The organism is Rhizobium sp. J15, from assembly GCF_002531825.1.
GTDB lineage: Bacteria > Pseudomonadota > Alphaproteobacteria > Rhizobiales > Rhizobiaceae > Rhizobium.
The window spans coordinates 174,166-198,696 of record NZ_NWSX01000006.1 but is presented as its reverse complement, the minus strand read 5'-3'; the positions used below and the strand labels follow the sequence as shown (position 1 = coordinate 198,696).

Sequence of the window (24,531 nt, the reverse complement as noted above, 5' to 3'; positions counted from 1 at the left end):
CGCCAATCACTCAGTCGTGGAAGGCTTCGACGAACTTCCGCTTGCCGAGCATGAAGGCGTCGGCGACATGGCGCAGCGGTGCGAGATCGACATCCGATTTGCCGGCCTTGATGATTTCGGCGAAGCGGCGGTAGAGCGAGGGGTATTCCTGCTCCGGCTCGGCGAATGTCAGCGTGCCGTTGATCGAAAGTTTGGCGCCGCCTTCGGAGAGAACCATCTGGCCGGCAGCCGTTTCCGCGACGATGTCCCAGCTCTGCTTGCCGGTCTGGCGCCAGTCGAATTCGGCGTGAACCGGCAGGCCCTCCGCGTTCTGGAAGCGAATGTCGGCAGCGATCGGCGCATCGCGGTTTTCAGGAAATTCGAGCACGGCCCCGGTGATGAAGATCGGACTCAAGATATGCGTGACGATCGACAGCGCATTGATGCCGGGATCGAAAACGCCAAGGCCGCCGGCCTGCCAGATCCATTCCTGGTTCGGATGCCAGTGGCGGACATCTTCTTTCCAGATCACATGCACACTGTTGATCGTGGTCGAGGCAAGAAACGCCTTGGCAGCCTCGACGGCCGGCGCATAGCGCGAATGCCAGCTGGCAAAGAGCGACGCGCCTTGCCTTGCGGCAAGCGCCTCGAGATCGGCAACTTCGCTGAGCGTTGCGCCCGGCGGCTTTTCCAGGAAGACATGCTTGCCGGCGACGAGCGCCTTATAGGCTGCCTCGTAGCGATATTGCGGCGGCATGCAGAGCGAAACGGCATCGATCGAGGGCTCGGCATCGAGCATCGCGTCGATCGTCGTATAGGCGTTGATGCCTTCGACCGTGCCGTGGCGGCTTGCCGTGGCGACGAGCTTGAAGTCCGGGTTCTTGGCGATGGAGGGAAGGTGCTGGTCGCGGACAATCTTGCCGACGCCAACGATGGCGAGGTTGATAGGAGACATGGTGTTTCGCTCGAGCCTGTGAAAAGTATGATTTATTGCGCTTCTTGTAGCAGAAAGAGGAGCGCCGACAAGCTCTCCTCCTGCATTCTATCGCATCCTAAGGCGCGTCGCGATCTTTCAGGTTCGCTCCTGCCGCCTTAGGTCCTTGTTTTTACGCATGTCGTTGCCGCAAAAATCGCTGCACAGTTTTACGCGACGTGCTTTAGCGCTTGATGGTCTGGCGAAGGAAGCTGTAACCCATCGCTACGCGGGCCGCGCGCTCCTCGGAATTGCCGTCGCCGCCATGCCCGCCCGAACCGAATTCGTGGAAGAACGGCCGATGCCCTGCCTCCTCGAGCCGCGCGGCAAAGCGGCGCGCATGCGAGGGATGCACGCGGTCGTCATTGGCCGAGCTTTCGATGTAGATCGGCGGATAGGTGATCTCGGCTGCCGGCCTGACATTGTGAAGCGGCGAATAGCCGAGCATGAAATCCCGGTCCTCCGGCATGTCGGGGTCGCCATATTCGTCCATCCAAGCTTTTCCTGCGCTGAACAGATGGAAGCGCGTCATGTCGAGCACCGGCACCTGGCACCAGACGGCGCCGAAATCCTGCGGATAGCGTGTCAGCATGACGCCCGTCAGCAGGCCGCCATTGCTGCCGCCCTGGCAGGCGATCCGCGACGGCACGGTGTAGCCGCGGGCAACGAGATCGCGGGCAATGGCGACGAAATCGGCAAAGGCTTTGTCTCGTCCCTGCCGCTTGGCGCTGCGATACCAGTCGGGTCCGAATTCGCCGCCGCCGCGGATATAGGCCTGCACAAAGGCGCCGCCTTGCTCCAGCCAGCGTCCCGTTACGCCGGAATAGCTCGGCGAGAGAGCAACATCGAAGCCGCCATAGCCATAAAGCAGCACCGGCAGTTCTCCCTTGGTCCACTGCCTCGGCAACACCAGCCGATATGTAACCCTTGTTCCGTCTTCTGAGACAGCTTCCAGCAGTTCGGACGACATATCCGTTGCATCGAAATAACTCGGTGCGGCCGCGACAAAAACCGGCTCGGCCTCTCTGCTGCGATCCGAGAGTTCCAGGCGGTAACAGACCGGAGGCTGCAGAAAACCCTGGCCGACGATATGAAGCGTATCGTCGCCGAGATGCAGATCCGCGTAGAGTGGTCTGAAATGGGCCGTCTGCATGTCCGCGGGCAGCGGGATCTCGCGCTGTTCGGCATCCTGCCTTGTCAGATCGAGCACCATCAGACGCGGACGCAGCCGGTCGGAGATGATGAAGACGCACCATTCGCGCATCAGCATCAGCTGTGAGATGGACTGGCCTTCGCCGGGCTGGAACAGGATCCGCTTCGGCCCGAGCACGCTCTCAGATGTCGGATCGAAGCGCTGCAGCACGAGGCTGCCGGTGGGAACGCGCTCGTCGGTCTTCGCCCTCCAGAGGCAATGATTGCGATTGAACTGGAAGTCGGCCTCCGCAGGCAGATCGATGCGCTGCCGCTTACCATCGTCGTCGATGAGAAAAGCGCTTGCGACGCCGATCTCATGACCGGCGACAAAAATGCTGATCAATCCGGCATCCCGCGAGCCACCGGACAGGGCGGGGTCGATGACGAGATTGGAGCCGTAGACATCTTCGTCCGCAGCCTCGAACATGACGGCGGCATCTTCCGGCCGCTGCCCGCGCTTCAGCCGCCGCCCGACGCGCGGCCATCCGGAGCGGGTCGCCGAAAATCGGTCGATGGAACCGAAATAACAGATTTCGTCGCGGCTCAGCCAATTGGCGTGCGACCGCACGGCGGGGGTGTCGAAGCCGCCCTCGACGACCTGCCTGGTTTCGGCGTCGAATTCGAGCAACCGGAGAAGGTCGGAGCCGCCGTCTGACAGAAGGAGCAGCACACGCGTCGGCTCCCAGGGGCAGGTCACGGCGCCGCGCCAGTTCCAGCGCTTGCCCTCGCTGACGCAGAAGGCGTCGAGATCGAATACCGGCTCCCACTCGGCATCAGGCGACGGGTTCTGGCTGGCGGGCAGGCGAAGCCAGACGCCGAGCGGATTGTCCTTGGTCTGGCGGAAGTCGAACAGCCAGCTGCCCCGCCGCATTGGGATGATCAGCCTGTCCTGCCGCTCGATCAGCGCCTTGATCGCATCGCGATCCGCGGCGAACTCAGCCGTTCTAAGCGCCGTGTCCGAGTGCGCGTTGTGCTCGTCGATGAACTGGCGGGTGCGGAGATCGTCGTCCGTTTCGAGGTGAAGATTCATGTCGGACCTATCGGCTTTCATTGCGATCGCACTGGTTTAGAGCCTTTCCTGGTCAGATTGAAGCATTCTGTTGGCTCAAAAGGAGTCGGATGATCGACCGGCCCGTTTCAGCCAACCTGCTCCGGCAGAATGCTTCAATCTGACCAGGAAAGGCTCGAGGACAGCCGGTCCCGCCTTTGCAACCCGCCTTAGCGGGTCGTGGTGAGATCGGCTGAGGCGACGAGATTGCTCGGGGCGCGAGTCCCCTTGAATTTCAGCGTCACCACCTTGTAGCCTTCGGCCTCGAGTTTCGACAGCAGGGTCGGCAGCATCGTCGCGGTCCGCTTGTGGATGTCGTGCATCAGGACGATGCCGTGGCCGCGTCTGTGCAGCAGGTCCATGGTCCGCTGGGTCACCGAGGCCGGCGTTCCGGTGAAATAGTCCTTGCTGTCGATATCGACATCCATGACCACCATGTCGCGCATGGCGATTGCGGCGCGCAGCTTATGGCTCTCGGCAAGGTAGGGGAAGCGGAAGAAGGAGACATCCGTTCCGGTCGCCTTGGTCACCGCCATTTCGCCCTTCATGACTTCGGCCATCGCCGCTTCGAAGCTCAGCGCATTCAGGTTGGCGTGCCGGTAGGTGTGGCTGCCGATCGTATTGCCGTCCATCGCCACCTTGCGGGCGAGCTTCGGGTGCATCTCGGCCATCTGGCCGACCATCATGAAGGCGCCTTTGACGCCGAACTGGTCGAGCGTTGCCAGCACCTTGTCCGTCCGCCCGGGCACCGGACCGTCGTCGAAACTCAGGATCACTTCCTTGTTGTCGAGCTTGAGATCGGCAAGCGAGCCGACCTCCAGCGTTCGTCCGGCCAGATGATGCGGGCCGGCCGGAAGGAGCGGTGTGGCATCGCCATCGGCCATATCGGCAGGCTTTTGCCCTTCGGGGGCAATCACCGAGGAGGTTTTGATCGATGTGTCAGGAGCTTGTCTGGTCGTGCCGCAGGCGGTGAGGGCGGCTGTCAGGACGATGCAGGACAGAACGAAAAAACGATGCATGAAAGGGCTCAACAAATCAGTAATGAATGTTGAGGCAACCTTTCGAATTATGGTTAACGATCGGTTGAGATCGGCCGGAATTGTGCCGAAACGTGGCGCTTCGCCGCGTTTCATTGATGGCTGTGGCTATCCTGCCATCGCCTCTTCATATTCGGCCGACAGCATCAGCCAATCTTCTTCGGCGGCGGCGAGTTTTGCCGCGGCCTCGCCGCGCTGCTTTGCCTTCTCGGCGGCCTTGGCGGGCGTTTTCTCGTAGAGGGCGGGGTCCGCAAGTTCTGCGTCAAGCGCCTGAATCTGTTTCTCCAGCTTGGCCGTCAAGGATTCGATTTCGTTGATCTTTTTCCTGAGCGGCGTCAGCGAGGCGCGCTTTTCCGCATTGAGCTTGCGCTGGTCGGCCTTCGATGTCGTCTCGTCGGCGGCCTGCGGCTTCTCTTCTTTTTTTCTGCCGGAGCTGACGATCAGGTCCCGGTATTCGTCCATATCGCCTTCGAAACTGGTGACGGTGCCGCCATTGACCAGCCAGAGGCGGTCGACCGTCGCTTCGATCAGGTGGCGATCGTGCGAGATCAGGATGACTGCGCCGTCGTAGTCGTTCAGCGCTTCGATCAACGCGCGGCGGCTGTCGATGTCGAGATGGTTGGTCGGTTCGTCGAGGATGAGCAGGTTCGGCGCATGGAAGGCGGCAAGCCCCATCAGCAGGCGGGCCTTTTCGCCGCCGGAAAGATCCTTGGCGGCCGTCGCCATTTTCTCGGTCGCGAGCCCCATCTGCGCCACGCGGGCGCGCACCTTGGCTTCCGGCTCGGCCGGCATCAGCCGGCGCACATGCTCCACCGCCGACTGCTCGGGGATGAGGTCATCGAGCTGATGTTGCGCGAAGAAGCCGATCTTCAGGCCCGGCGCGAGCCGGACTTCGCCGCTCTCCGGCGCCAGCCGGCCGGAGATGAACTTGGCGAAGGTCGACTTGCCGTTGCCGTTGGAGCCGAGCAGGGCGATACGGTCGTCATTGTCGATGCGCAGGCTGAGGTTCTTCAGGATCGGCTTGCCGGGCTCATAGCCGACGGCGCCGCCCTGGATCGCGACGATCGGCGAAGCGGGCTGCTTCTCCGGCTCGGGGAAGGTGATCGGCTGCACATGGTCTTCGATGACGGCCGCGACGGTTCCCATGCGCTCGAGCGCCTTGACGCGCGACTGCGCCTGCCGCGCCTTGGAGGCCTTGGCCTTGAAGCGATCGATGAAGCTCTGCAGATGTTTGCGCGCCGCCTCGTTCTTCGCCTTGGCTTTCGTCTGCAGCTCGTCGGCTTCCGCCTTCTGCCGCTCGAACTGGTCGTAATTGCCGCGGTAGAAGGTGAGCTTCCTCTGGTCGAGATGCACGATGGAATTGACCGCGTTGTTCAAGAGGTCGCGGTCGTGGCTGATGATGATGACGGTGTGCGGATAGCGGCGGATATAGTCCTCCAGCCACATCGTACCTTCGAGATCGAGATAGTTGGTCGGCTCGTCGAGCAGAAGCAGATCCGGCTCGGCAAACAGCACGGCCGCAAGCGCCACGCGCATGCGCCAGCCGCCGGAGAAGGAGGAGGCTGGACGGGCTTGCGCAGCCTGGTCGAAGCCCAGGCCGGCGAGAATGCTTGCCGCGCGCGCTTCGGCCGAATGCGCATCGATATCGATGAGGCGCATCTGGATTTCGGCGATGCGGTGCGGATCGCTCGCCGTTTCGGCTTCGGCAAGAAGTGCCGCGCGTTCCTTGTCGGCCGCAAGCACGATCTCGATCAGCGAATCCTCGGTTCCGGGCGCTTCCTGCGCCACCTGGCCGATGCGCGCACCCTTGGGGATCGATACCGATCCGGTTTCCGCGCTGAGATCACCGGTGATGACACGAAACAGCGTGGATTTGCCCGCGCCGTTACGCCCGACGAGGCCGGCCTTCGTGCCCGAAGGCAGCGACACGCTGGCATTGTCGAGAAGCAGGCGGCCGGCGATGCGGGCGGAAATGTCTGTGATCGTGATCATGGCCGGCGTTTTGGCCGAAAGCGCCCGTCAAGGCAAGAGTGCTTCAGCGGCCGAAGGCCTGGACCGGCAGGCGGCGGTTCGACTGTGCGGCGAGAAGCGCCACGCGGGCATTGGCCTGTAGCTGTCCGGGGCTTGCCGCATCGGCGCTCAGCGCGACGCCGATCGAAACGGTGAGCCTGCCGGGATCTGATGTGTCGGAGGTCGAGAAGACGAGATTGTCCTCGACGGAGGTGCGCAGACGCTCGGCGATCGCCATCGCATCCTGCATGCCGACATTGGAAAACAGGAAGGCGAATTCGTCGGCCTCGGTGCGGGCGACGAAATCGTTCTTCTTGATCGATTTGCGGAAGAGGCTGGCGAGCTTCTTCAGGAGCTTGTTGCCGGCCTGGGTGCCGTATCGGCCGTTGAGATCGGCGAAATTGTCGATGTCGACCATGATCAATGCGCTGCCGGCCGCTCCCTCTTCGCGCTCATAGAGTTCGGCCATCGTCCGGTTGAGGGCAATGCGGTTCGCAAGTCCGGTGATCTTGTCGGCCACGGCGGCCGATTGCATCGCCGAAATCCCGCGCTCCAGCACTTCCAGCGCCTTGATGTCTTCCTGCAGCCTGGCTGCGGTTTCCATTTCCGCCGACAGCACCGTCGCGAGCGAGGCGGAGAGATAGTCGAGTTCGCTGATGAAGGCCGCAAGGCTCTGGTCCTCGTGGCCCGACACGGATTTCAGGATGGTGCCGCAGGCGCGCGCGAAGGCGTCCTTGTGCCTGAGGTCTTCGGCGAGCCGCTCGGCAACGTCGCGCAGCATCCGGCTTGCCTCGTTCCGTGACGTTTCGCCCGCCAGCCCGCAATGGCCGACCAGGCGGTATTTCAGCCCGAGTTCGTCGAGCATCGCCTGTTGCGGCTGAGGTCCGAGCGCGGCGATATCCTGGGCGAGGCCGGGATTGAGGCCAATAATCGCCTCGTGGAAGAGTTCGTAATTGCGCGGCAGCGCGGCGACATTCAGCCGCGCCATATGCTGGGCGATCCTCTGAATGTCGGCCGCCGGCGACGGGCGCGCGGCCTCGCGCGGCACCAGTGCGTTTGCGCTTGCATTCTGCATGACGATCCCTCGCGGCCCGGCCTCATCTCTGATGTTCCGCTATGCCCGCAAGCTTTTAAGAGAGGCTGAATTTGCGAAGGGAAACGCCCGATTGGCGGTGGGAACCGGCAAAGGCGGTTAATTCAGTCTTGATGTCTGCCTCACATCCACTCGCGTCCCTCGTTGCGCAGGAAGTGGATCAGGTCCAGCTGGAGGCTCGGCTTGCCGAGCGCCGTCAATGTCATGTGACATTGGCCGCGATGATGGGGCTGGTGATTGAAGAGATGCGCAAGCGCCGTCCACAGCGGCTGGGTGATCCCGACCGGCCGCGTCACCATCCTGTATGTGAAGTCGGCTGCAAGGCTTGCCTCATCGAGCGTGCCGGTCCAGGCAACGATACGCTCGTCCTCAGCCCGGCGTGCTGCGGTAAGCGTCTCCAACTCCTCGTAGAGCACGGCATCGAGGGTAGACGGCGCTTCGCCCGTGCCGGTGAAGCGCTTCATCCAAATCCGGTCGGCGACGAGCAGGTGATTGAGCGTTCGGTGGAGCGAGCCGAAGAAGGCGCCGCGGTCGCTATGAAATTCCGCATCGCTGAGCTCTGCCGCTGCCGCGTAGACGAGCGCGTTGGCCCAGCGGTTATAGGCGGCGAACATGCTGTATTGCCTGAGCATCCGGTCCCTCCCGTTCTCGTTGGGGCAGTCTAGCCGGTTTGCCCGAAAATCGCAGTGATGTGCCCATGAAATTTCCTGATTTGATCGCCGGCGCCTTCTGTCGTCGAATGGAGAAAGCTGCGATCTCGAAAGGACTGATATGACCAGAGTTCTCTATTCCCTGTGCGGCGCCGACGAGCGGCACTTCTTCTCTCCTCACTGCTGGAAGGCGGTGATGGCGCTGGCGCATAAGGGTCTCGATTTCGAGGAGATTCCGACGACCTATACCCGCATCCGCGCGATTGGCGGCGGTGTCTCCCCGACCTTACCGGTGCTCGACGACAACGGCCGGCTGATCCCGGATAGTTTCGCGATCGCCCTCTATCTGGAGGAGGCCTATCCCGAGCGGCCGTCGCTCTTCAACGGTGAAGGCGGCAAGGCGCTGTCGCGCATGGTGGAAGGCTATTCCCAGATGATCATCCATCCGGCAATCATGCGGATCGCCCTTCTCGACATCCATGCGATCCTCGATGAGGGAGACAAGGCCTATTTCCGCGAAAGCCGCGAGGTGAGGCTCGGCAATCCGCTGGAAGTGGTTGCCGCCGACAGCGAGGCGGAGAAGGCGGCTTTTGCCGCCAAGCTGGAGCCGCTCCGGCATATGCTGAAGTTCCAGCCCTTCATCGGCGGGCAGACGCCGCTCTTTGCCGACTATATCGTCTTCGGCGCGCTGCAATGGCTGCGTGTCTCCTCGGGCCTGACCATGCTGGCCGCCGACGATCCTGTCATGCTTTGGTTCGAACGCTGCCTCGATCTCCATGAAAGCCGCGGTCGGACTGTGACAGCGGCGTGAAATTGCCGCCGGCCTCTTGTTTTCGGGCGTTGGGGCGGGTAAAGACCGCCCACTTTTCCCGAGAAAACAGAGGATTTGACTATGGCGATTGAACGCACCTTCTCGATGATCAAGCCGGATGCAACCAAGCGCAACCTGACGGGCGCCATCACCAAGATGCTCGAAGACGCAGGCCTGCGCGTCGTCGCCTCCAAGCGCGTCTGGATGAGCCGCCGCGAAGCTGAAGGCTTCTACGCCGTTCACAAGGATCGCCCCTTCTTCGGCGAACTCGTCGAAGGCATGACCTCCGGCCCGACCGTCGTCCAGGTCCTGGAAGGCGAAGGCGCGATCCTCAAGAACCGCGAAATCATGGGCGCGACCAACCCGGCAAACGCTGACGAAGGCACGATCCGCAAGGTTCACGCCCTTTCGATCGGCGAAAACTCCGTCCACGGCTCGGATGCTCCGGAAACGGCTGCCCAGGAAATCAAGTACTGGTTCTCCGACACCGAAATCGTCGGCTGAGGCCACACTTCGGCATTGTCTGGCAATGCCTTGAATTGACTCTCGAAAGCCGGAGCTTCGCTCCGGCTTTTTCTATGCCGGGCACTTGTCGGCATTCGAGAAATCGACGCTGCCGTCCGGCTTAAAGACCTCAGGGTTCTTGTCATAAAGCGCACCGACGACGAGCGGCTTGCTCGGCAATACGGTCTGGTCGAGGTCGGATCGGAACTGCGTCTGCAGTTCCTGCAGCACCTTGCCGTCCTTGTCGACCAGCCGGACATTCACCGTATAGGGGCGGTCCTTGCGCACGCAATGCAGGTTTTCGCTCTGCAGCGCGATCTTGTCGTCGATCGGATAGATCTTCTGGTTCAGCATCAGCGGCGCGCCGCCTTGAGGATTTTCGAATTCGGCGATGATGAACGAACCGTCGGGAATGGGCCCGGTCTTCTTCAGCGTCAGCAGATAGGTGGCGCTCGCGACGCGGTAGTTGAAGACGAAGAGATGGCCGGTCACCTCGACCAGATTTTCGGCCTGGCGCTGGCAGGCGGACAGCAGAAGGCCGGCGGCTGCCGCCATCATGACCAGCTGTTTCCTCATGGCATTTCCTCCTTCTTGCGGCGGTAGTGCCGGTTCGCCTTGGCGCGGTTGCCGCAGACCGCCATGTCGCACCAGGCGCGGCTCCTGTTCTTGCTGCGATCGATGAACAGCCAGCCGCAATTGCCGCAGATCTTCATGCGCTCCGGATCCGGCATGGCGATCAGCCGCAGCACCGAATGGGCGGTCGCCGCGGCGAGACCCCCGGGGCTCGCGCTGCGCAAGGTCTTTGCCAGCGCCTCCAGCAGGCCGGCCAGCAGCCCGTCGTCGCCGCCATCGAGTATACGCTTGCGGAAATAGAGGTCGATCGCTTCGCGGAGCGCAATAAAATCCGCCTCTTCTTCCCCGGCCACCGGCGCGACATCGCCGAAGAGGGCGCGTTCGGCGCAGAATTGAGCGGCGGCGCTGGGAAAGCTCAGCATCTGGTCCCGAACCGCGAAGCGGTCGATCCGCCGATGGGTGTCGTGGCGCAGCACGACGCTGTTGGCGACATCGAGCGCCAGTGCGCCGCCCGCAAAGCGGTGAGGGGTCCAGGAAAAGCTCATGACGAAATTATAACTGGCGAAATAGCTTTTACCAGTTATAATTTTGCCGACGCGGAGTGTCTGGAATGGCCTATCTTCTGCAGCAGCTGGCGAATGCGGTTCCGCTCGCCGCGCTTTATGCAGCGCTCGCTTTCGGTTATGCCGTCGCCTTCGGCGTGACCAAGCGCGCCGACATCACCTATGGGGCGATCTTCGCCTTTTCGGGCCAGATCCTGCTGCTCTTCACGGAACTAGCCTTCAACCGCTTCTGGCTCGTGCTGCCGGCGGCTTTGGCCGTCGGCGCCTGCGCCTCCATCCTTTATTCGCTCGGGACAGGCCTATGGATTGGCCGCTCGATCATGCTGCCGCTGGTTAGGAAGTCGCCGAACACGGTCATCGTCGCCGCCCTCGGCATGATGATCGTGCTGATGGAAACCGCCCGGCTTGCCTCCGACACTCGGGCCATCTGGCTGCCGCCGTTCCTGAACGATGTCGTCATCTTCTGGAGCGACGGGCCGTTCAAGGTGACGCTCACCTATATTCAACTGATCGATACGGTGCTGATGTCGGCCATCGTGGCGATCGGTGCTCTCATTCTAAAGCGCACGGCCTGGGGCCGCGTCTGGCGCGCCGTCACCGACGATCCGCTGGCGGCCGAGCTTTGCGGCACCAGCGCCGATCGCGTCTTTCTCGTTGCGTATGCGGCGGCGAGCCTTGTCGCCACGATCTGCGGCATCCTCGCGACCTTCTATTACGGCTCGATGGATTTCGGCGCCGGGCTGATGTTCGGGCTGAAGGTGCTGCTGATATCAGCCGTCGGCGGCTATTCCGATCCACTGCGTTCGGCGGGTGGCGCCGCCGCGCTCGCCGTCGTCGAAACCATGTGGGGCGCCTACGGCCCCTTCGTCTGGCGCGATCTCGTCATCTTCTCGCTGCTCGTCCTGCTCCTGGTCATGAGCCGCAGGGAGCGCGTGATTCTTTAGAAAAAGCCGGTCACTTCCACTTGTCGCGCGCCGCATCGTCGGCGTCCTTCGCCGCGACCCAGTCGCCGGCGGCGCCGTCCTTGCCGTGCTCCTTCTTCCAGAAGGGGGCGGCGGTTTTCAGGAAATCCATGACGAAATTGGCGCCGTCGAATGCCGCCTGCCGGTGCGGCGCGGCCGCGACGACGAGCACGATATTCTCACCCACGGCGATTTTGCCGTAGCGATGGATCGCAGTCAGGCCGAGCAGCCCGAAACGCTCGACGGCAAGTTTGCCGATGCGAGCCATCTCGGCTTCGGCCATGCCGGGATAATGCTCGAGCTCCAGCGCCGCCAGCACACCGCCGTCATCGCGGCAGAGACCGGAGAAAGTGACGACCGCGCCGATGCCGGGCTTGCCCTTGGAGAGCAGGTCGACCTCGGCCTGCAGATCGAAGTCTTCGCGCTGGACGCGGATGGTGGGGGGGATGGTCACAGCGAAATCCTCCGCTGCTTTGATGCGCTGCCGAAGCCGCAACCTCCCTCATTCCTGTGCTTGTCACAGGAATCCAGCCACCGCGCGTCGGCGCGGTGAACGACTCTTTCCTTTTGGCAAGTGCTTCTCCCGCGCCCGAGGACTTGGGCGCACTGGATTCCTGTGACAAGCACAGGAATGAGGGAGCAGAGAGGGAAGTGCGCAGTCCTACCCATTGTAAGCTTTCTAAAACCCAGACGAACCGGGTTTCATCCCCCCGTCATCGGCGGAAAAATCCCGATCTCCTTCGCGCCGGAGATCGGCTCGTCATGTTCGACATGCTCCATGTCGAGCGCCACGCGGATCACGTCGGGATATTGAAGTGCGGCCTCATATTCTTCGCCCAGCGTCTTCAAATGATTCAGAAGATCGGCGACGGTGACGACCGAGGAGGGGAGGTCGATCTCCTCCTCGCCCTTGCCGATGCGTTCGCGCACCCAGGCGAAATAGACAAGCCGCGTCATTCCTCGTCATCCACGATATGTTTCAGCCCGGCGCGGAAATAATCGTAGCCGGTGTAGATGGTCAGCAGCGCTGCGATCCATAAGAGCGCGATGCCCGTCTGCGTCGTATAGGGGAAAATCTCGTCGCCGGCCGGTCCGGCGAGCAGGAAGGCGATGGCGACGAGCTGCAGCGTCGTCTTCCACTTGGCGATCCGTGTCACCGGCACGCTGACCTTCAGCGCCGCCAGATATTCGCGCAGGCCGGAAACCAGGATCTCGCGGCAGAGAATGGTGATCGCCGCCCAGATCGACCAGCCGGCGATGGTCTGGTCGGCCGCGACCAAGAGAAGGATCGAGGCGACCAGCAGCTTGTCGGCGATCGGATCGAGCATGCGGCCGATATTCGACGTCTGGTTCCAGATGCGGGCGAGATAGCCGTCGAGGAAATCGGTGATCGAGGCGATGACGAAGATCCAGAGCGCCACCCAGCGCGCCGTATTGCTGATCGACAATCTGCCTTCGATGAAGAAGCAGAGGACAATCACCGGCACGGCGAGGATACGGCCGTAGGTCAAAAGATTGGGAATGCTGTACGCACGCGATGCCATGGGATCGTTCTCTGAATTGATGCGCCGCGACAGCGCCGCGCGTCTTTACGAAAATCGATTCCGATTTTCGGGCCGATGCGGTAGATGACGGCTTTGACCGCGGACCGTCAACATTCTTTCTGTCTTTTCGCCGCCTTTGCGTGGAATTTGCGACGGAGGCCGGTTATTTCGCGGCGTCGTCGTGGAAATGGTTATAGACCTGCCTGGCGACGGCCTCCGATATGCCCTCCACAGTCATTAGGTCGGAAAGAGCAGCGCGCGAAACCGCCTTTGCTGTACCGAAATGCTGAAGCAGCGCGCGCTTGCGCGACGGACCGATGCCGCCGATCTCGTCGAGCGGGTTCTTGACCATTTCCTTCTTCCGCCGCGCCCGGTGCGAGCCGATCGCAAAACGGTGGGCCTCGTCGCGCATGCGCTGAATGAAGTAGAGCACCGGATCGCGCGGCGGCAGCGTGAAGCTTTCGCGCCCGGGCGGGAAGAAGCGTTCGCGTCCGGCTTCGCGGTCGACGCCCTTGGCGACGCCGATCGCCGTCACGCTGTCGGTGATCCCGAGCTCTGCCAGGATGGCGCGCACGGCGGTCATCTGCCCCTGGCCGCCATCGATCAGGATCACGTCGGGCCAGGCGGGGAAGGGCATGTCCGCGGCATCGGCGGCGGTTGCCTGTGCCGTCCGGTCGGGAATGCCTTCCTCCTTGATCAGCCGCGAGAAGCGCCGCGTCATCACCTCGCGCATCATGCCGAAGTCGTCGCCGGGGGTGATGTCGGTCGATTTGATGTTGAACTTGCGGTACTGGTTCTTCACGAAGCCTTCCGGCCCCGCCACCACCATGCCGCCGACGGCATTGGTGCCCATGATGTGCGAGTTGTCGTAGATCTCGATGCGCTGCGGCGCATAGGCAAGCCCGAAGGTCTCCCTGAAGCCTTCCAGCAGCCGCGATTGCGAAGCCGTTTCGGCAAGCTTTCGCCCATGCGCTTCGCGCGCATTGCCGATGACGTGCTCGACCAGATCGCGCTTCTCGCCGCGCTGCGGCACCAGGATGGAGACCTTGTGTCCGGCCTTCTCGCTGAGCGCCGCCGCGAGCAGTTCCAGCTCCTCGACCGTTTCCGACAGCATGATCTGTTTCGGCACCGGCTTGTCGTCATAGAATTGCGCGAGGAAGGCATTCAGCACCTCGGCGCTGGAAAGCTGCGGGTCGGCCTTCGGGAAATAGGCGCGGTTGCCCCAGTTCTGGCCGGTGCGGAAGAAGAACACCTGGATGCAGGAGACGCCGCCTTCGTGATGAATGGCGAAAACATCGGCCTCCTCGACGCCGGCGGGATTGATGCCCTGATGGCTCTGCACGTGCGAAAGTGCGGCCAGGCGGTCGCGATAGATCGCCGCCCGCTCGAAATCGAGGTCCTCGGCCGCCTGGTTCATGGCCTCGGCCATATGCGACTTCACCTTCTGGCTCTTACCGGAGAGAAAGTCCTTCGCCTCCTGCACCAGTTCGGCGTAACCCTCGTCGCTGACCTCGTGCGTGCACGGTCCGGAACAGCGCTTGATCTGGTAAAGCAGGCAGGGCCGGGCACGCGTCTCGAAGACGCTGTCGGTGCAGGTGCGGATCAGGAAGGCGCGCTGCAGCGAGTTGATCGTGCGCCCGACCGCGCCGGCCGAAGCGAAGGGCCCGAAATAGTCACCCTTGCGCGCCCTTGCGCCGCGATGCTTGAAAATGGCGGGCGCGCGGTGGTCGCCGGTGATGAGAATATAGGGAAAGGACTTGTCGTCGCGCAGCAGCACGTTGAAACGCGGCCGCAAGCGCTTGATCAGATTGGCTTCCAGCAGCAGTGCTTCGGTTTCCGTGCGCGTCGTCACGAATTCCATGTTCGCCGTCTGGCGCACCATCTGGGCGATGCGGTTGGAATGCACGCGGCCGACGGCGTAATTGCCGACGCGCTTCTTCAGGCTGCGCGCCTTGCCGACATAAAGCACGTCGCCCTCGGCATTGAACATGCGGTAGACGCCCGGGCTGTTCGGCAGGCGCTTGACGAATTCGCCGATCAGATCCGCGCCGATGAGGCCGGTCTCGTTGAGGCTGCCTGCATTCCAGTCGACGGCTGCCGCGAGCGGCGAGGCGGAAGCATCGCCTTCCACCTCGATATCGTCTTCATTCTCATCCGTTTCGTCGTAGAGAACGCCGCCATCCGGCAGCTTTCGTCCGTTCATTCCGTAATCTCCGCCACATCGGGCGTCTGCCAGGCAAGGTGCTGGCCGCCGTCGAGGGCAATCATCTGGCCGGTGATCGAGGGCGTGTCGTAAAGGAAGCGAATCGTTTGTCCGAATTCCTCCAGTGCTGGCCCTCGCTGCAAGATAAGGGCTGAGACCTGCGCTTGGAAGTCCTCCAGCGCCTGCCGCTCGCTCGGCATCGATGGACCAGGCCCGATGGCGTTGACGCGGATGCGTGGCGCCAGTGCCTGGGCGAGCGTCTGCGTCGCCGTCCACAGCGCGGACTTGGAGAGCGTATAGGAATAGAAGCTGGGCCTCAGCGCCCAGACCCTCTGGTCGATGATGTTGACGATCAGCCCCACTGCCTCGGCGGGCATCTGCTGCGCGAAGGCGGACGCCAGGATCGAAGGCGCACGCACATGCAGGTCGAAGTGCAGGGCCCATGTGGCGGCGTTGAAGCTGCGGGCGGAATCATGCTGGAAGACCGACGCATTGTTGACGAGCAGATCGAGCGGTCCAATGGCTTCGGAGGCCTTTGCAATGAGCTCTCCGGTTTGGCCGATATCGGTGAGGTCGGCCTGCAGCGCGATCGCTCCTTGCCCCTTTCGCTGCAATTCCGCCGCCAGCTCCTCGGCCTCGCCGACGGAGCCGTTGGCGTGGATCGCAACGGAAAAGCCATTTGCAGCAAGGTCTTCGGCGATTGCCCGGCCTATTCTCTTGGCAGCCCCTGTTATGAGGGCTGAGCGAAGTCTTTTGTGGTTCAAAATCCTGCCTTCTGGTCCCGCGAGTCTGTGTGCAACCTATATAAGGGCCGGCGGACATTATATAAATAGGCGGCGGCGGTTGCGTCCGCGGCCCGGATATTCTATGTATTATTTAAGAATGCGATTTCTTAAAATAAGTAATTTAAGTTTAACTCTTCAGTAGGGTTAATGAAGTGTATGTTGCTTCCAAGCAACATCGAATTTCGGCCATGCGGCAGCCACAATGATATCACAATTTGGCTCTTTCAAATCCGCAATTCAGTTCCAATTTCAGTCTCGATCCGGAAGGGACATCTGGCAAATTTCCCGCCAATGCTTCGCTGAGAGACAGTGATCAAGTGGTGCGGGACTGAAAGGAGAAAAGTATGCGTGTACTCATTGCTGGCCTCATGGCCTCCGCTTTTGCGATTGCGGGCATTTCGGCAGCTCAGGCGGCTGATGCCGTCGATCAGGTTCCGGAAGCACCGGTTGCCCAGGACGCCCCGGTCAAGCCGGCCGGCAACTGGGAGGGCTTCTACCTCGGCGGCGCCGGCACCTACAACATGGGTGACTTCGGTTCCGATCGCCACACCTACGGTTTCGGCGGCCAGGTCTTCACCGGCTACAACTGGCAGCAGGGCCAGATCGTTTACGGCGTTGAATCCGATCTCGGCTACAGCGGCGACGACGTTTCCTCGGGCGGTGTTGAGAACAAGTATGGCTGGAACGGCTCTGTCCGTGGCCGCGTCGGCTACGACATGAACCCCTTCCTGCTCTACGGTACGGCTGGTCTTGCCATCGGCGACGTCAAGGTTTCCGACGACACCTCGTCTGAAAGCAAGACGAACTTCGGCTACACGGTCGGCGCCGGTGTCGAAGCCTTCGTGACCAACAACATCACGACGCGCCTGGAATATCGCTACACCGATTACCAGAGCAAGGACTACGACCTCGACTCCGGCAGCTTCTCGCGCGGTTACGACGAGAACAGCGTCAAGCTCGGTATCGGCGTCAAGTTCTAAGCCGAGAGCATATCCAGAAATTAAAGAAGCCGGGCACGTCGCCCGGCTTTTTGCGGTTTGGCCGTCATTCGCAGGCGGCCCTGTACCGAGCCGCGGGTCAGGCGGTTGTCTTGAGCTCGCGATGGGCGGGGAATTTCTTTTCGAACTGCGCCAGCCAGTCGATCAGCGGCGCATGGTCGGCTTCCCACTGGTCCTTGAATCGCAGGTCGAGATAATCGAGCGTGGCGGCGAGCGCGAAATGCCCGCCGGTCAGCCTCTTGCCTAACTTCGGCGGGTTGGCGCCGAGATGAGCGAGCCCGGCCGTCGCCTTCTTCCATTGCCGATCGATCCAGGGCTGGTAAATTTTTTCCTCGTCGCGGAAGCGCCGCTCGTAGGTGATTGCGAGCAGGCAATCGCAGATGCCGTCACAGAGCGCTTCGAGAACCTCGGCATCCGTGCGCTTACCCTTCTTGGAAGGGTAGAGCCCGCCCTTCGTCAGCCGGTCGAAAAAATGCATGATCGCCACGCTGTCGAAGATCGAGGCGCCGTCATCGGTCAGAAGCGTGGGGATTTTGCCGAGCGGATTGTTGTCCACCAGGATCGCCGGCCCGGTATTGGTATCGACCCGTATGGCGTTCAGCTCGATGCCCAGATAGTGCGCGGCCATCCTGACCTTGCTGGAATAAGGCGAGGTGGATGAACAAAGCAGCTTCATGGGACACCTGATGAAAATTTGTAAGATCTGTAGGCGGGACAGTTTCCGACGCTAGCGCATAAGCCCGAAAATCGGAATCGATTTTCGGAAAGGTCAATCGTCCTTGACGGTCTTGTTCTCGCCGCGCAGCCAGAAGGCGCGGTGCGAGGCGAAGCGGTCCTGCGCCAGATGGTCCTTCAAGGCCGGCAGCATCTGATGCAGTTCATCCTTCAGCGTGAAGGGCGGATTGACGATGACGAGGCCGGAGCCGGTCAGTCCGGTAATGCCGCGGTCGCTGCGAACGGTCAGTTCGGCGCAGAGCATTTTCGGAATGTCGAGCGCCTGCAGCGTCTCGTGGAACTCCTTGATCGGCGCGCCCTTCTTCAGCGGATACCACAGGCAGTAAGTGCCGCCGGGAAAGCGGCGATAGGCCTTTTCCAGCCCCTGGGCCAGTCGCTCATATTCGTCCTCTTCCTCGAAGGGCGGGTCGACGAGTACGATGCCGCGCTTTTCCTTCGGCGGCAGATGCGCGCCGAGCGCCAGCCAGCCGTCGAGCTCGGTGATGCGGGCGTGGTGATCGCCTTCGAACAGCCGGTGCAGGCGGGCGAAGTCTTCGGGATGCAGCTCCATCGCCGACAGCCGGTCCTGCGGGCGGAACAGCATGCGCGCAAGCTTCGGCGACCCGGGATAAAAGCGGATGCCGCCCTCCGGATTGAGCTCGCGGATCGCCGAGAGGTAGGGTTCCAGCAGTTCGGAAACCTGGGATCCCAGATCCGCTTCCATCAATTTCCCGATGCCGCCCTGCCACTCTCCGGTCTTTTGCGCTTCCTCGGAGGAAAGGTCATAGAGCCCGATGCCGGCATGGGTGTCGAGCACCCGGAAGGCGCCTTCCTTCTTCTGCATGTAGCGGATCAGCCGCGCCAGCACGGCATGTTTCAGCACATCGGCAAAATTGCCCGCGTGGTAGATGTGGCGGTAGTTCATTTTCGCTGATGTCCGTATGAATTCACGTCATGGGGAGCTTTTGTGGCTTTTGGCCATTCAAGGCTTGGCATATACAAATGCCATGAACATTGCGACCCCCATCCACGCCAAATCCCCCAAGCTGGACAGCAAGGTCGGCCACACGGCCTGTCCGCACGACTGTCCCTCCACATGCGCGCTCGAGGTCGAGATATCAGAGGATGGCCGCATCGGCCGCGTGCGCGGCGCGGGCGATCATTCCTATACGGCGGGCGTCATCTGCGCCAAGGTGGCCCGCTATGCCGAGCGGCTTTATCATCCCGACCGCCTGATGCATCCGCTGCGCCGCGCCGGCGCCAAGGGGGCAGGGCAGTGGCAGCAGATTTCCTGGGACGATGCGCTGGATGAGATCGCCGAAGCTTTCGTGAAGGCCGAGGCCAAAGACGGCAGCGAGGCGATCTGGCCCTATTTCTACGCCGGCACCATGGGCTGGGTGCAGCGTGACTCGATCGATCGTCTGCGCCACGCCAAGCGTTATTCCGGCTTCTTCTCTTCGATCTGCACCAATCCCGCCTGGACCGGCTTCACCATGGCGACCGGCGTGCTGCGCGGCCCCGACCCGCGCGAGATGGGCCGCACCGACTGCGTCGTCATCTGGGGCACCAATGCGGTTTCGACCCAGGTCAACGTGATGACCCACGCGATCAAGTCGCGCAAGGAACGCGGCGCCAAGATCGTCGTCATCGACATCTACGACAATCCGACGATGAAGCAGGCCGATATGGCCTTGATCGTCAGGCCGGGCACCGACGCGGCACTCGCCTGCGCCGTCATGCACGTCGCCTTCCGCGACGGCTATGCCGATCGCCAATACATGGCTAGATACGCCGACGATCCGGCCGGTCTCGAAGCGCACCTGAAAACGAAGACGCCGCGATGGGCTGCCGATATCACCGGCCTTTCCGTCGAGGAGATCGAAGCCTTTGCCCGTCTCGTGGGCACCACGAAGAAGACCTTCTTCCGCCTGGGCTACGGCTTCACCCGCCAGCGCAACGGCGCGGTCGCCATGCACGCGGCTGCCTCGGTAGCCACCGTTCTCGGCTCCTGGCAATATGAGGGCGGCGGCGCCTTCCATTCGAACAGCGATATTTTCCGCATGAATAATGTGGAGCTGACTGGCCGGTCGATGAAAGACGCGGATATTCGCATGCTCGATCAGTCGCAGATCGGCCGCGTGCTGACCGGCGATCCGGTGGCGCTGCGCCATCGCGGCCCGGTGACGGCCATGCTGATCCAGAACACCAATCCCGCCAACATCGCGCCCGAGCAGCGCCTCGTCAGACGCGGCTTTGCCCGCGACGACCTGTTCGTCGCCGTCCATGAGCAGTTCATGACCGAAACGGCGGAGATTGCCGACATCGTGCTGCCCGCGACGATGTTCGTCGAACATGACGATATCTACCGGGCCGGCGGCCAGAACCACATCCTGCTGGGGCCGAAGCTGGTCGAGCCACCGCCCAGCGTGCGCACCAATCTCTTCGTCATCGAGGAACTGGCAAAACGCCTCGGCGTCGCCGATCGCCCGGGTTTCGGTTTCACCGCCCGCGAAATGATCGACCGCATCCTGAAATCGAGCGACCTGCCGGACTACGACCACTTCCTCGAACAGAAATGGTTCGATCGCCAGCCGGCTTTCGAGGAGGCGCATTTTTTGAACGGCTTCGCCCATCCGGACGGCAAGTTCCACTTCCGGCCGGACTGGATCAACCAGCCGGCGCCGAACAAGCCCCCGGCCGCGATCGGCGTGCTTGGGCCGCATGCCGAGCTGCCTGCTTTTCCCGATCAGGTCGATGTCATCGAAGTGGCCGACCCTGAGCATCCCTTCCGCCTCGCCACGTCGCCCGCCCGCAACTTCCTGAATTCGAGTTTTTCCGAAACCAAGACCTCCCGCCAGAAGGAAGGCCGCCCCGAGGTGATGGTCAATCCTGTCGATGCCGAGGCCAATGACATCGCGCATGGCGAACTCGTCCGCATCGGCAACGGCCGCGGCGATCTGCGCATCCACGCCCGCATCACCACCGAGGTGAAGACGGGCGTACTGATCGCCGAGGGCCTCTGGCCGAACAAGGCGCATGTGGACGGCGAGGGCATCAACGTCCTGACCGGCGCCGATCCGGTCGCGCCTTATGGCGGCGCGGCCGTGCACGACAACAAGGTCTGGCTTCGCAAGGACACGGTATGATGCAGCCGAAATCACGGGTGAAGATCGTCGGCGAGGAAATTCTGTCGAATGGATGGACGCGGCTGAGCAGCTATCTGCTCGACTATATCGACCGCAAAGGCGCGACCCAGCGGCTGAAGCGGGAGGTCTACCACCGCACGCCGGCCGCCTGCATTCTGCTCTATGATCCCAGGCGTGACCGCGTCGTCCTCGTCCGCCAGTTCCGTCTGCCTGTGCATCTCAACGGCGATCCTGCCTGGACGATCGAGGTGCCGGCCGGCCTTCTCGACGATGACCATCCCGAACAGGCGATCCGCCGCGAGGCGATGGAGGAAACCGGCTACCGCCTGCGTGAGGCCCGCTTCCTTTTCAAATCCTATACCTCGCCGGGGGCTATCGCTGAGGTCATTCATTTCTTCGTTTCCCTCATCGATACCACCGACCGCGTCGCCGAAGGCGGCGGTCTGGCCGAGGAACATGAGGATATCGAGGTTCTTGAAATTCCGCTGGATGAGGCGGCCCGGATGATCGAAACCGGCGAGATCTTCGACGCCAAGACGATCGTGCTGCTGCAATGGGCGGCCTTGAACAGACACAAAATTCGATAGCGGATGAGGCGGTCTTAGGGCGGCTTGGCGGCCCGTTTTCCGCATTGAGATAATAGCGCTTACGATTTCATACGAATGTCATGGAGCGGTTCTATCCGCTGCGGCTTGTCAACCTCGGATCGCTCAGGAGAAGGCCATGTGGCTCAGCAATTTCACCCTCGTTCTGCCAAACGAGGTGGTGAGTGAAGGTTCCGTGCGTGTCGAGGATGGCGCCATCGCCGAGATCCGGCCGGAACCGGTTGCCGGTGCCGTCATCGATGGCGGCGGGCGGCTGCTGATGCCAGGTTTCGTCGATCTGCACGGCGACATGATCGAGCGCGAGATCGCGCCGCGGCCGAATGCGACGATGCCGATCGATTTCGGCATTCACGAACTCGACAAGAAGCTTGCCGCCGCCGGCGTCACGACGGCATTTGCCGCCGTCTCCTTCGCGACCGAAAGCGTCTACGGCCATGTCCGTTCGCTGGAGACGACATCGGCCGTGATCGAGGGCATCAACCGGCTGCGCGACAATCTCCTGATCGACCACCGCGTCCACGCCCGCTACGAAATCACCAATATCGGCGCCGCCGCCGTGCTGGAGCGTCTGCTGAACGCCGGTGAGATCGACATGGTTTCGCTGACCGACCACACGCCGGGCCAGGGTCAGTACAACAACCTGCAGAGCTATATCCTCAGCATTTCCGAGCGCCGCGCCGTCTCCGAGGACATGGCGGCCGAGATCGTCGCCAAGCGCATCGCCATGCGCAACAATCCCGAAATCGAGACCAAGCTGAAGGAGATCGTCGCGCTGTCGCTGAAGCACAGGCTGTCGCTGGCCTCGCATGATGACGACAGCGTCGAAAAAGTTGCCGAAATGCACGATCTCGGCGTCACCATCAGCGAGTTTCCGGTTACCGCGCCTGCGGCCGAAGAGGCGCGCCGCCGCGGCCTCTGGACGCTGATGGGCGCGCCGAACGCGCTGCGCGGCCAGTCGATGTCGGGTAATCTCAGCGCGCTCGATGCTGCAAGGGCCGGACTGCTCAGCGTCATCGCCGCCGATTATCATCCAGCCGCCTTCGTGCCCGGCATCTTCAAGCTCGCGGAAATGGTGGAAGGCGGCCTCCCGGCCGCCGTCGCCATGGCGACCGGCAACGCTGCCCGTTCGGCCGGTCTTCAGGATCGCGGCGAAATCGCCATCGGCCAGCGCGCCGATCTGGTCGTGGTCGAGCCGGGCGACATCAACCGCATCCGCGCCACCTTCCGCGCCGGCCGCTTCGTCTACAGCGATGGCACGCTGCATCCGTTGCGGGCGCTGGCGGCTTAAGCCCGATCGCCGATCAGCGAAATCAGCTGTGCTTTGGGCACGGCGGCCGAACCCTGGGTGCCCACGGCCTTGCCGCCTTCCATCGCCACACCGCCTTCGGCAAAGAGCCGCAGCGCTTGCGGATAGATCTGGTGTTCGACGGTGAGCACGCGCGCCGCAAGGCTTTCGGCCGTATCGCCTGTGAGAATCGGAACGGCGGCTTGGCCGATGACAGGACCCTCGTCCATGCCTTCGGTGACGAAATGGACCGTGCAGCCGGCGATGCGCATGCCGGCGTCGATGGCGCGCTGATGGGTGTGCAGGCCAGGAAACAGCGGCAGCAGGGAAGGGTGGATGTTGAGCATGCGGCCTTCATAACGCTGGATGAAGGTCGCCGTCAGCAGCCGCATGTAGCCCGCCAGACAGAGGATGTCGGGCGAAAGCTTATCGAGGGCGGCAAAGATCGCCGCCTCATGCGCTTCCTTGCTGGCATAGTCCTTGCGAGGGAAGGCGAAGGTGGCGATGCCTTCGGCGGCCGCCTTGGCGAGGCCGCCGGCCTCCGCCTTGTCTGATATCACGCCGACGATTTCAGCCGGATAGTCGGCCGCTTTCGCTGCGGCGACCAGCGCCATCATGTTGGAGCCGCCGCCGGATATGAGGACGACGACGCGTTTGCGCGGCGCGCTCATATGGCAAGCGTGCCCTTATAGACTGTGCCGGCAGCGCCTTCGGCGCGGGCAATCATCCGGCCGAGCGTTATGACCTTTTCGCCTTCGGCTTCGAGCGCCTGCGATACCGCGGCGGCATTCTCTTCGGCGACGACCACGATCATGCCGACGCCGCAGTTGAAGGTGCGCAGCATTTCCTTGGCCTCGACGCCGCCCATCTTGGCGAGCCACGAAAACACCGGCGGGACCTTGACGGCGGCAAGATCGATCTCGGCCGCCAGGTGCTTCGGCAGCACGCGCGGAATATTTTCCGGGAAGCCGCCGCCGGTAATGTGCGCGAGCGCCTTCAGCGCACCCGTCTCGCGGATCGCCTTCAGCAGCGGCTTCACATAGATGCGGGTCGGCTCCAGCAGGGCTTCGCCGAGCTTCTTGCCTTCGGTGAACGGCGCCGGCGCATCCCAGCCGAGGCCGGACAGTTCCACGATCTTGCGTACCAGCGAGAAGCCGTTGGAATGGACGCCTGACGAGGCGAGGCCGAGAATCACGTCGCCCTCGGCAATGTCGCCGGAGGGCAGCAGCTTGCCGCGTTCGGCAGCGCCGACGGCAAAGCCGGCAAGGTCGTAGTCGCCGGAGGAATACATGCCGGGCATTTCGGCCGTCTCGCCGCCGATCAGCGCACAGCCCGCCTCGCGGCAACCGGCGGCAATGCCGCCGACGATCGCGGCACCCTGGTCGGGGTCGAGCTTGCCGGTCGCGAAGTAATCGAGGAAGAATAGCGGCTCGGCGCCCTGGACGACGAGATCGTTGACGCACATGGCGACGAGGTCGATGCCGACGGTGTCGTGATAGTCCGCGTCGATCGCGATCTTCAGCTTGGTGCCGACGCCGTCATTGGCGGCGACGAGAACCGGATCGGTAAAGCCCGCTGCCTTGAGGTCGAAGAGCCCGCCGAAGCCGCCGATTTCGCCGTCGGCGCCGGGACGGCGCGTCGAGCGCACCGCCGGCTTGATCTTCTCGACGAGGAGGTTGCCGGCATCGATGTCGACGCCTGCGTCGCTGTAGGTCAGGCCGTTTTTCCCAGACTGGCTCATGCTGGTCTCCGATGGCTGTTTTTCAGGCGGCCAACATGCCGCGTCATCTGCCGGTCGCAATTGCATGGCAGGGGCGTTTATGCAAGCGCTGCATGGGAAAAGCCCCCAATTTC

24 protein-coding genes are annotated in these 24,531 nt (G+C 62.5%); 7 read left to right on the top strand and 17 right to left on the bottom strand.

Annotated elements, in window-relative coordinates; translation table 11 throughout:
• Nucleotides 1-10 precede the first annotated feature (10 nt).
• From CO670_RS07405 to CO670_RS07380, 6 genes are all read right to left on the bottom strand, one after another.
• Complete coding sequence (locus tag CO670_RS07405) at nucleotides 11-934, bottom strand: Gfo/Idh/MocA family oxidoreductase (protein WP_097589648.1); 924 nt, start codon at nucleotides 932-934, stop codon at nucleotides 11-13.
• 202 nt (nucleotides 935-1,136) lie between these two features.
• Entirely contained in the window at nucleotides 1,137-3,176 is a 2,040-nt protein-coding gene (locus CO670_RS07400; RefSeq protein WP_097589728.1) for a prolyl oligopeptidase family serine peptidase, read from the bottom strand.
• A 188-nt stretch (nucleotides 3,177-3,364) separates the two neighbouring features.
• A complete protein-coding gene (locus CO670_RS07395) occupies nucleotides 3,365-4,213 on the bottom strand; it encodes a polysaccharide deacetylase family protein (protein ID WP_097589647.1) in 849 nt (282 codons plus the stop codon).
• Between the two features lie 126 nt (nucleotides 4,214-4,339).
• Nucleotides 4,340-6,223, bottom strand: a complete 1,884-nt coding sequence (locus CO670_RS07390; RefSeq protein ID WP_097589646.1) for an ABC-F family ATP-binding cassette domain-containing protein — start codon at nucleotides 6,221-6,223, stop codon at nucleotides 4,340-4,342.
• Between the two features lie 43 nt (nucleotides 6,224-6,266).
• Nucleotides 6,267-7,316 (bottom strand): GGDEF domain-containing protein, encoded by a 1,050-nt coding sequence (locus CO670_RS07385; RefSeq protein WP_097589645.1) that lies wholly within the window; start codon nucleotides 7,314-7,316, stop codon nucleotides 6,267-6,269.
• Nucleotides 7,317-7,456: 140 nt separating this feature from the next.
• The gene (locus CO670_RS07380) at nucleotides 7,457-7,966 is read right to left on the bottom strand and encodes a DinB family protein (RefSeq protein ID WP_097589644.1); all 510 of its coding nucleotides are present in this window, start codon (nucleotides 7,964-7,966) and stop codon (nucleotides 7,457-7,459) included.
• 139 nt (nucleotides 7,967-8,105) lie between these two features.
• Between CO670_RS07380 and CO670_RS07375 the strand changes: the two genes are divergently transcribed.
• Together CO670_RS07375 and ndk are read left to right on the top strand one after the other, a co-directional pair.
• The gene (locus tag CO670_RS07375) at nucleotides 8,106-8,795 is read left to right on the top strand and encodes a glutathione S-transferase family protein (RefSeq protein ID WP_097589643.1); all 690 of its coding nucleotides are present in this window, start codon (nucleotides 8,106-8,108) and stop codon (nucleotides 8,793-8,795) included.
• Nucleotides 8,796-8,876: 81 nt separating this feature from the next.
• Nucleotides 8,877-9,299 (top strand): nucleoside-diphosphate kinase, encoded by a 423-nt coding sequence (gene ndk, locus CO670_RS07370; RefSeq protein WP_004680549.1) that lies wholly within the window; start codon nucleotides 8,877-8,879, stop codon nucleotides 9,297-9,299.
• Nucleotides 9,300-9,371: 72 nt separating this feature from the next.
• On the opposite strand, the gene CO670_RS07365 is transcribed toward ndk, so the two are convergent.
• Together CO670_RS07365 and CO670_RS07360 are read right to left on the bottom strand one after the other, a co-directional pair.
• Nucleotides 9,372-9,875, bottom strand: coding sequence for a hypothetical protein (locus CO670_RS07365; protein ID WP_097589642.1), 504 nt, complete (start codon nucleotides 9,873-9,875; stop codon nucleotides 9,372-9,374).
• Complete coding sequence (locus CO670_RS07360) at nucleotides 9,872-10,417, bottom strand: CGNR zinc finger domain-containing protein (protein WP_097589641.1); 546 nt, start codon at nucleotides 10,415-10,417, stop codon at nucleotides 9,872-9,874. Before CO670_RS07360 ends, CO670_RS07365 begins: the two co-directional genes overlap by 4 nt.
• 65 nt (nucleotides 10,418-10,482) lie before the next feature.
• Here CO670_RS07360 and CO670_RS07355 point away from each other — a divergent pair, with 65 nt between their 5' ends.
• Nucleotides 10,483-11,379: a branched-chain amino acid ABC transporter permease gene (locus CO670_RS07355; RefSeq protein WP_097589640.1), complete on the top strand. Its 897-nt coding sequence runs from the start codon at nucleotides 10,483-10,485 to the stop codon at nucleotides 11,377-11,379.
• A 10-nt stretch (nucleotides 11,380-11,389) separates the two neighbouring features.
• Here CO670_RS07355 and CO670_RS07350 read toward each other — a convergent pair whose 3' ends face one another.
• The 5 genes from CO670_RS07350 to CO670_RS07330 all read right to left on the bottom strand — a co-directional run bounded on the left by CO670_RS07350 (nucleotide 11,390) and on the right by CO670_RS07330 (nucleotide 15,908).
• Nucleotides 11,390-11,851, bottom strand: coding sequence for a molybdenum cofactor biosynthesis protein MoaE (locus CO670_RS07350; protein ID WP_097589727.1), 462 nt, complete (start codon nucleotides 11,849-11,851; stop codon nucleotides 11,390-11,392).
• Nucleotides 11,852-12,099: 248 nt separating this feature from the next.
• Nucleotides 12,100-12,354, bottom strand: a complete 255-nt coding sequence (moaD, locus tag CO670_RS07345) for a molybdopterin converting factor subunit 1 (RefSeq protein ID WP_088687980.1) — start codon at nucleotides 12,352-12,354, stop codon at nucleotides 12,100-12,102.
• The gene (gene pgsA / locus CO670_RS07340; RefSeq protein ID WP_088687979.1) at nucleotides 12,351-12,941 is read right to left on the bottom strand and encodes a CDP-diacylglycerol--glycerol-3-phosphate 3-phosphatidyltransferase; all 591 of its coding nucleotides are present in this window, start codon (nucleotides 12,939-12,941) and stop codon (nucleotides 12,351-12,353) included. The genes moaD and pgsA overlap by 4 nt, the downstream gene beginning before the upstream one ends.
• A gap of 163 nt (nucleotides 12,942-13,104) precedes the next feature.
• Nucleotides 13,105-15,144, bottom strand: coding sequence for an excinuclease ABC subunit UvrC (gene uvrC / locus CO670_RS07335; RefSeq protein ID WP_097589639.1), 2,040 nt, complete (start codon nucleotides 15,142-15,144; stop codon nucleotides 13,105-13,107).
• Complete coding sequence (locus CO670_RS07330) at nucleotides 15,141-15,908, bottom strand: SDR family oxidoreductase (RefSeq protein ID WP_097589638.1); 768 nt, start codon at nucleotides 15,906-15,908, stop codon at nucleotides 15,141-15,143. The genes uvrC and CO670_RS07330 overlap by 4 nt, the downstream gene beginning before the upstream one ends.
• Before the next feature lie 365 nt (nucleotides 15,909-16,273).
• Here CO670_RS07330 and CO670_RS07325 point away from each other — a divergent pair, with 365 nt between their 5' ends.
• On the top strand, nucleotides 16,274-16,909 hold the full coding sequence (locus CO670_RS07325; protein WP_097589637.1) for an outer membrane protein: 636 nt from the start codon (nucleotides 16,274-16,276) through the stop codon (nucleotides 16,907-16,909).
• A gap of 97 nt (nucleotides 16,910-17,006) precedes the next feature.
• On the opposite strand, the gene CO670_RS07320 is transcribed toward CO670_RS07325, so the two are convergent.
• Both CO670_RS07320 and CO670_RS07315 read right to left on the bottom strand, forming a co-directional pair.
• On the bottom strand, nucleotides 17,007-17,603 hold the full coding sequence (locus CO670_RS07320; RefSeq protein ID WP_097589636.1) for a glutathione S-transferase: 597 nt from the start codon (nucleotides 17,601-17,603) through the stop codon (nucleotides 17,007-17,009).
• A 93-nt stretch (nucleotides 17,604-17,696) separates the two neighbouring features.
• Nucleotides 17,697-18,566 (bottom strand): 23S rRNA (adenine(2030)-N(6))-methyltransferase RlmJ, encoded by an 870-nt coding sequence (locus tag CO670_RS07315; protein WP_097589635.1) that lies wholly within the window; start codon nucleotides 18,564-18,566, stop codon nucleotides 17,697-17,699.
• A gap of 16 nt (nucleotides 18,567-18,582) precedes the next feature.
• Between CO670_RS07315 and CO670_RS07310 the strand changes: the two genes are divergently transcribed.
• The 3 genes from CO670_RS07310 (at nucleotide 18,583) to CO670_RS07300 (ending at nucleotide 22,680) form a co-directional block, all read left to right on the top strand.
• A complete protein-coding gene (locus CO670_RS07310; protein ID WP_097589634.1) occupies nucleotides 18,583-20,787 on the top strand; it encodes a molybdopterin oxidoreductase family protein in 2,205 nt (734 codons plus the stop codon).
• Nucleotides 20,784-21,374 carry an NUDIX domain-containing protein gene (locus CO670_RS07305; protein ID WP_097589633.1) on the top strand — a complete coding sequence of 197 codons (591 nt, stop codon included), beginning with the start codon at nucleotides 20,784-20,786 and terminating at the stop codon, nucleotides 21,372-21,374. Before CO670_RS07310 ends, CO670_RS07305 begins: the two co-directional genes overlap by 4 nt.
• A gap of 136 nt (nucleotides 21,375-21,510) precedes the next feature.
• Nucleotides 21,511-22,680: an alpha-D-ribose 1-methylphosphonate 5-triphosphate diphosphatase gene (locus CO670_RS07300; protein WP_097589632.1), complete on the top strand. Its 1,170-nt coding sequence runs from the start codon at nucleotides 21,511-21,513 to the stop codon at nucleotides 22,678-22,680.
• Here the strand turns inward: CO670_RS07300 and purN are convergent.
• Together purN and purM are read right to left on the bottom strand one after the other, a co-directional pair.
• Nucleotides 22,677-23,348, bottom strand: a complete 672-nt coding sequence (gene purN, locus CO670_RS07295; protein WP_097589631.1) for a phosphoribosylglycinamide formyltransferase — start codon at nucleotides 23,346-23,348, stop codon at nucleotides 22,677-22,679. The two genes, CO670_RS07300 and purN, sit on opposite strands and share 4 nt — an antisense overlap.
• On the bottom strand, nucleotides 23,345-24,418 hold the full coding sequence (gene purM / locus CO670_RS07290) for a phosphoribosylformylglycinamidine cyclo-ligase (protein WP_097589630.1): 1,074 nt from the start codon (nucleotides 24,416-24,418) through the stop codon (nucleotides 23,345-23,347). The genes purN and purM overlap by 4 nt, the downstream gene beginning before the upstream one ends.
• Nucleotides 24,419-24,531: the final 113 nt, after the last annotated feature.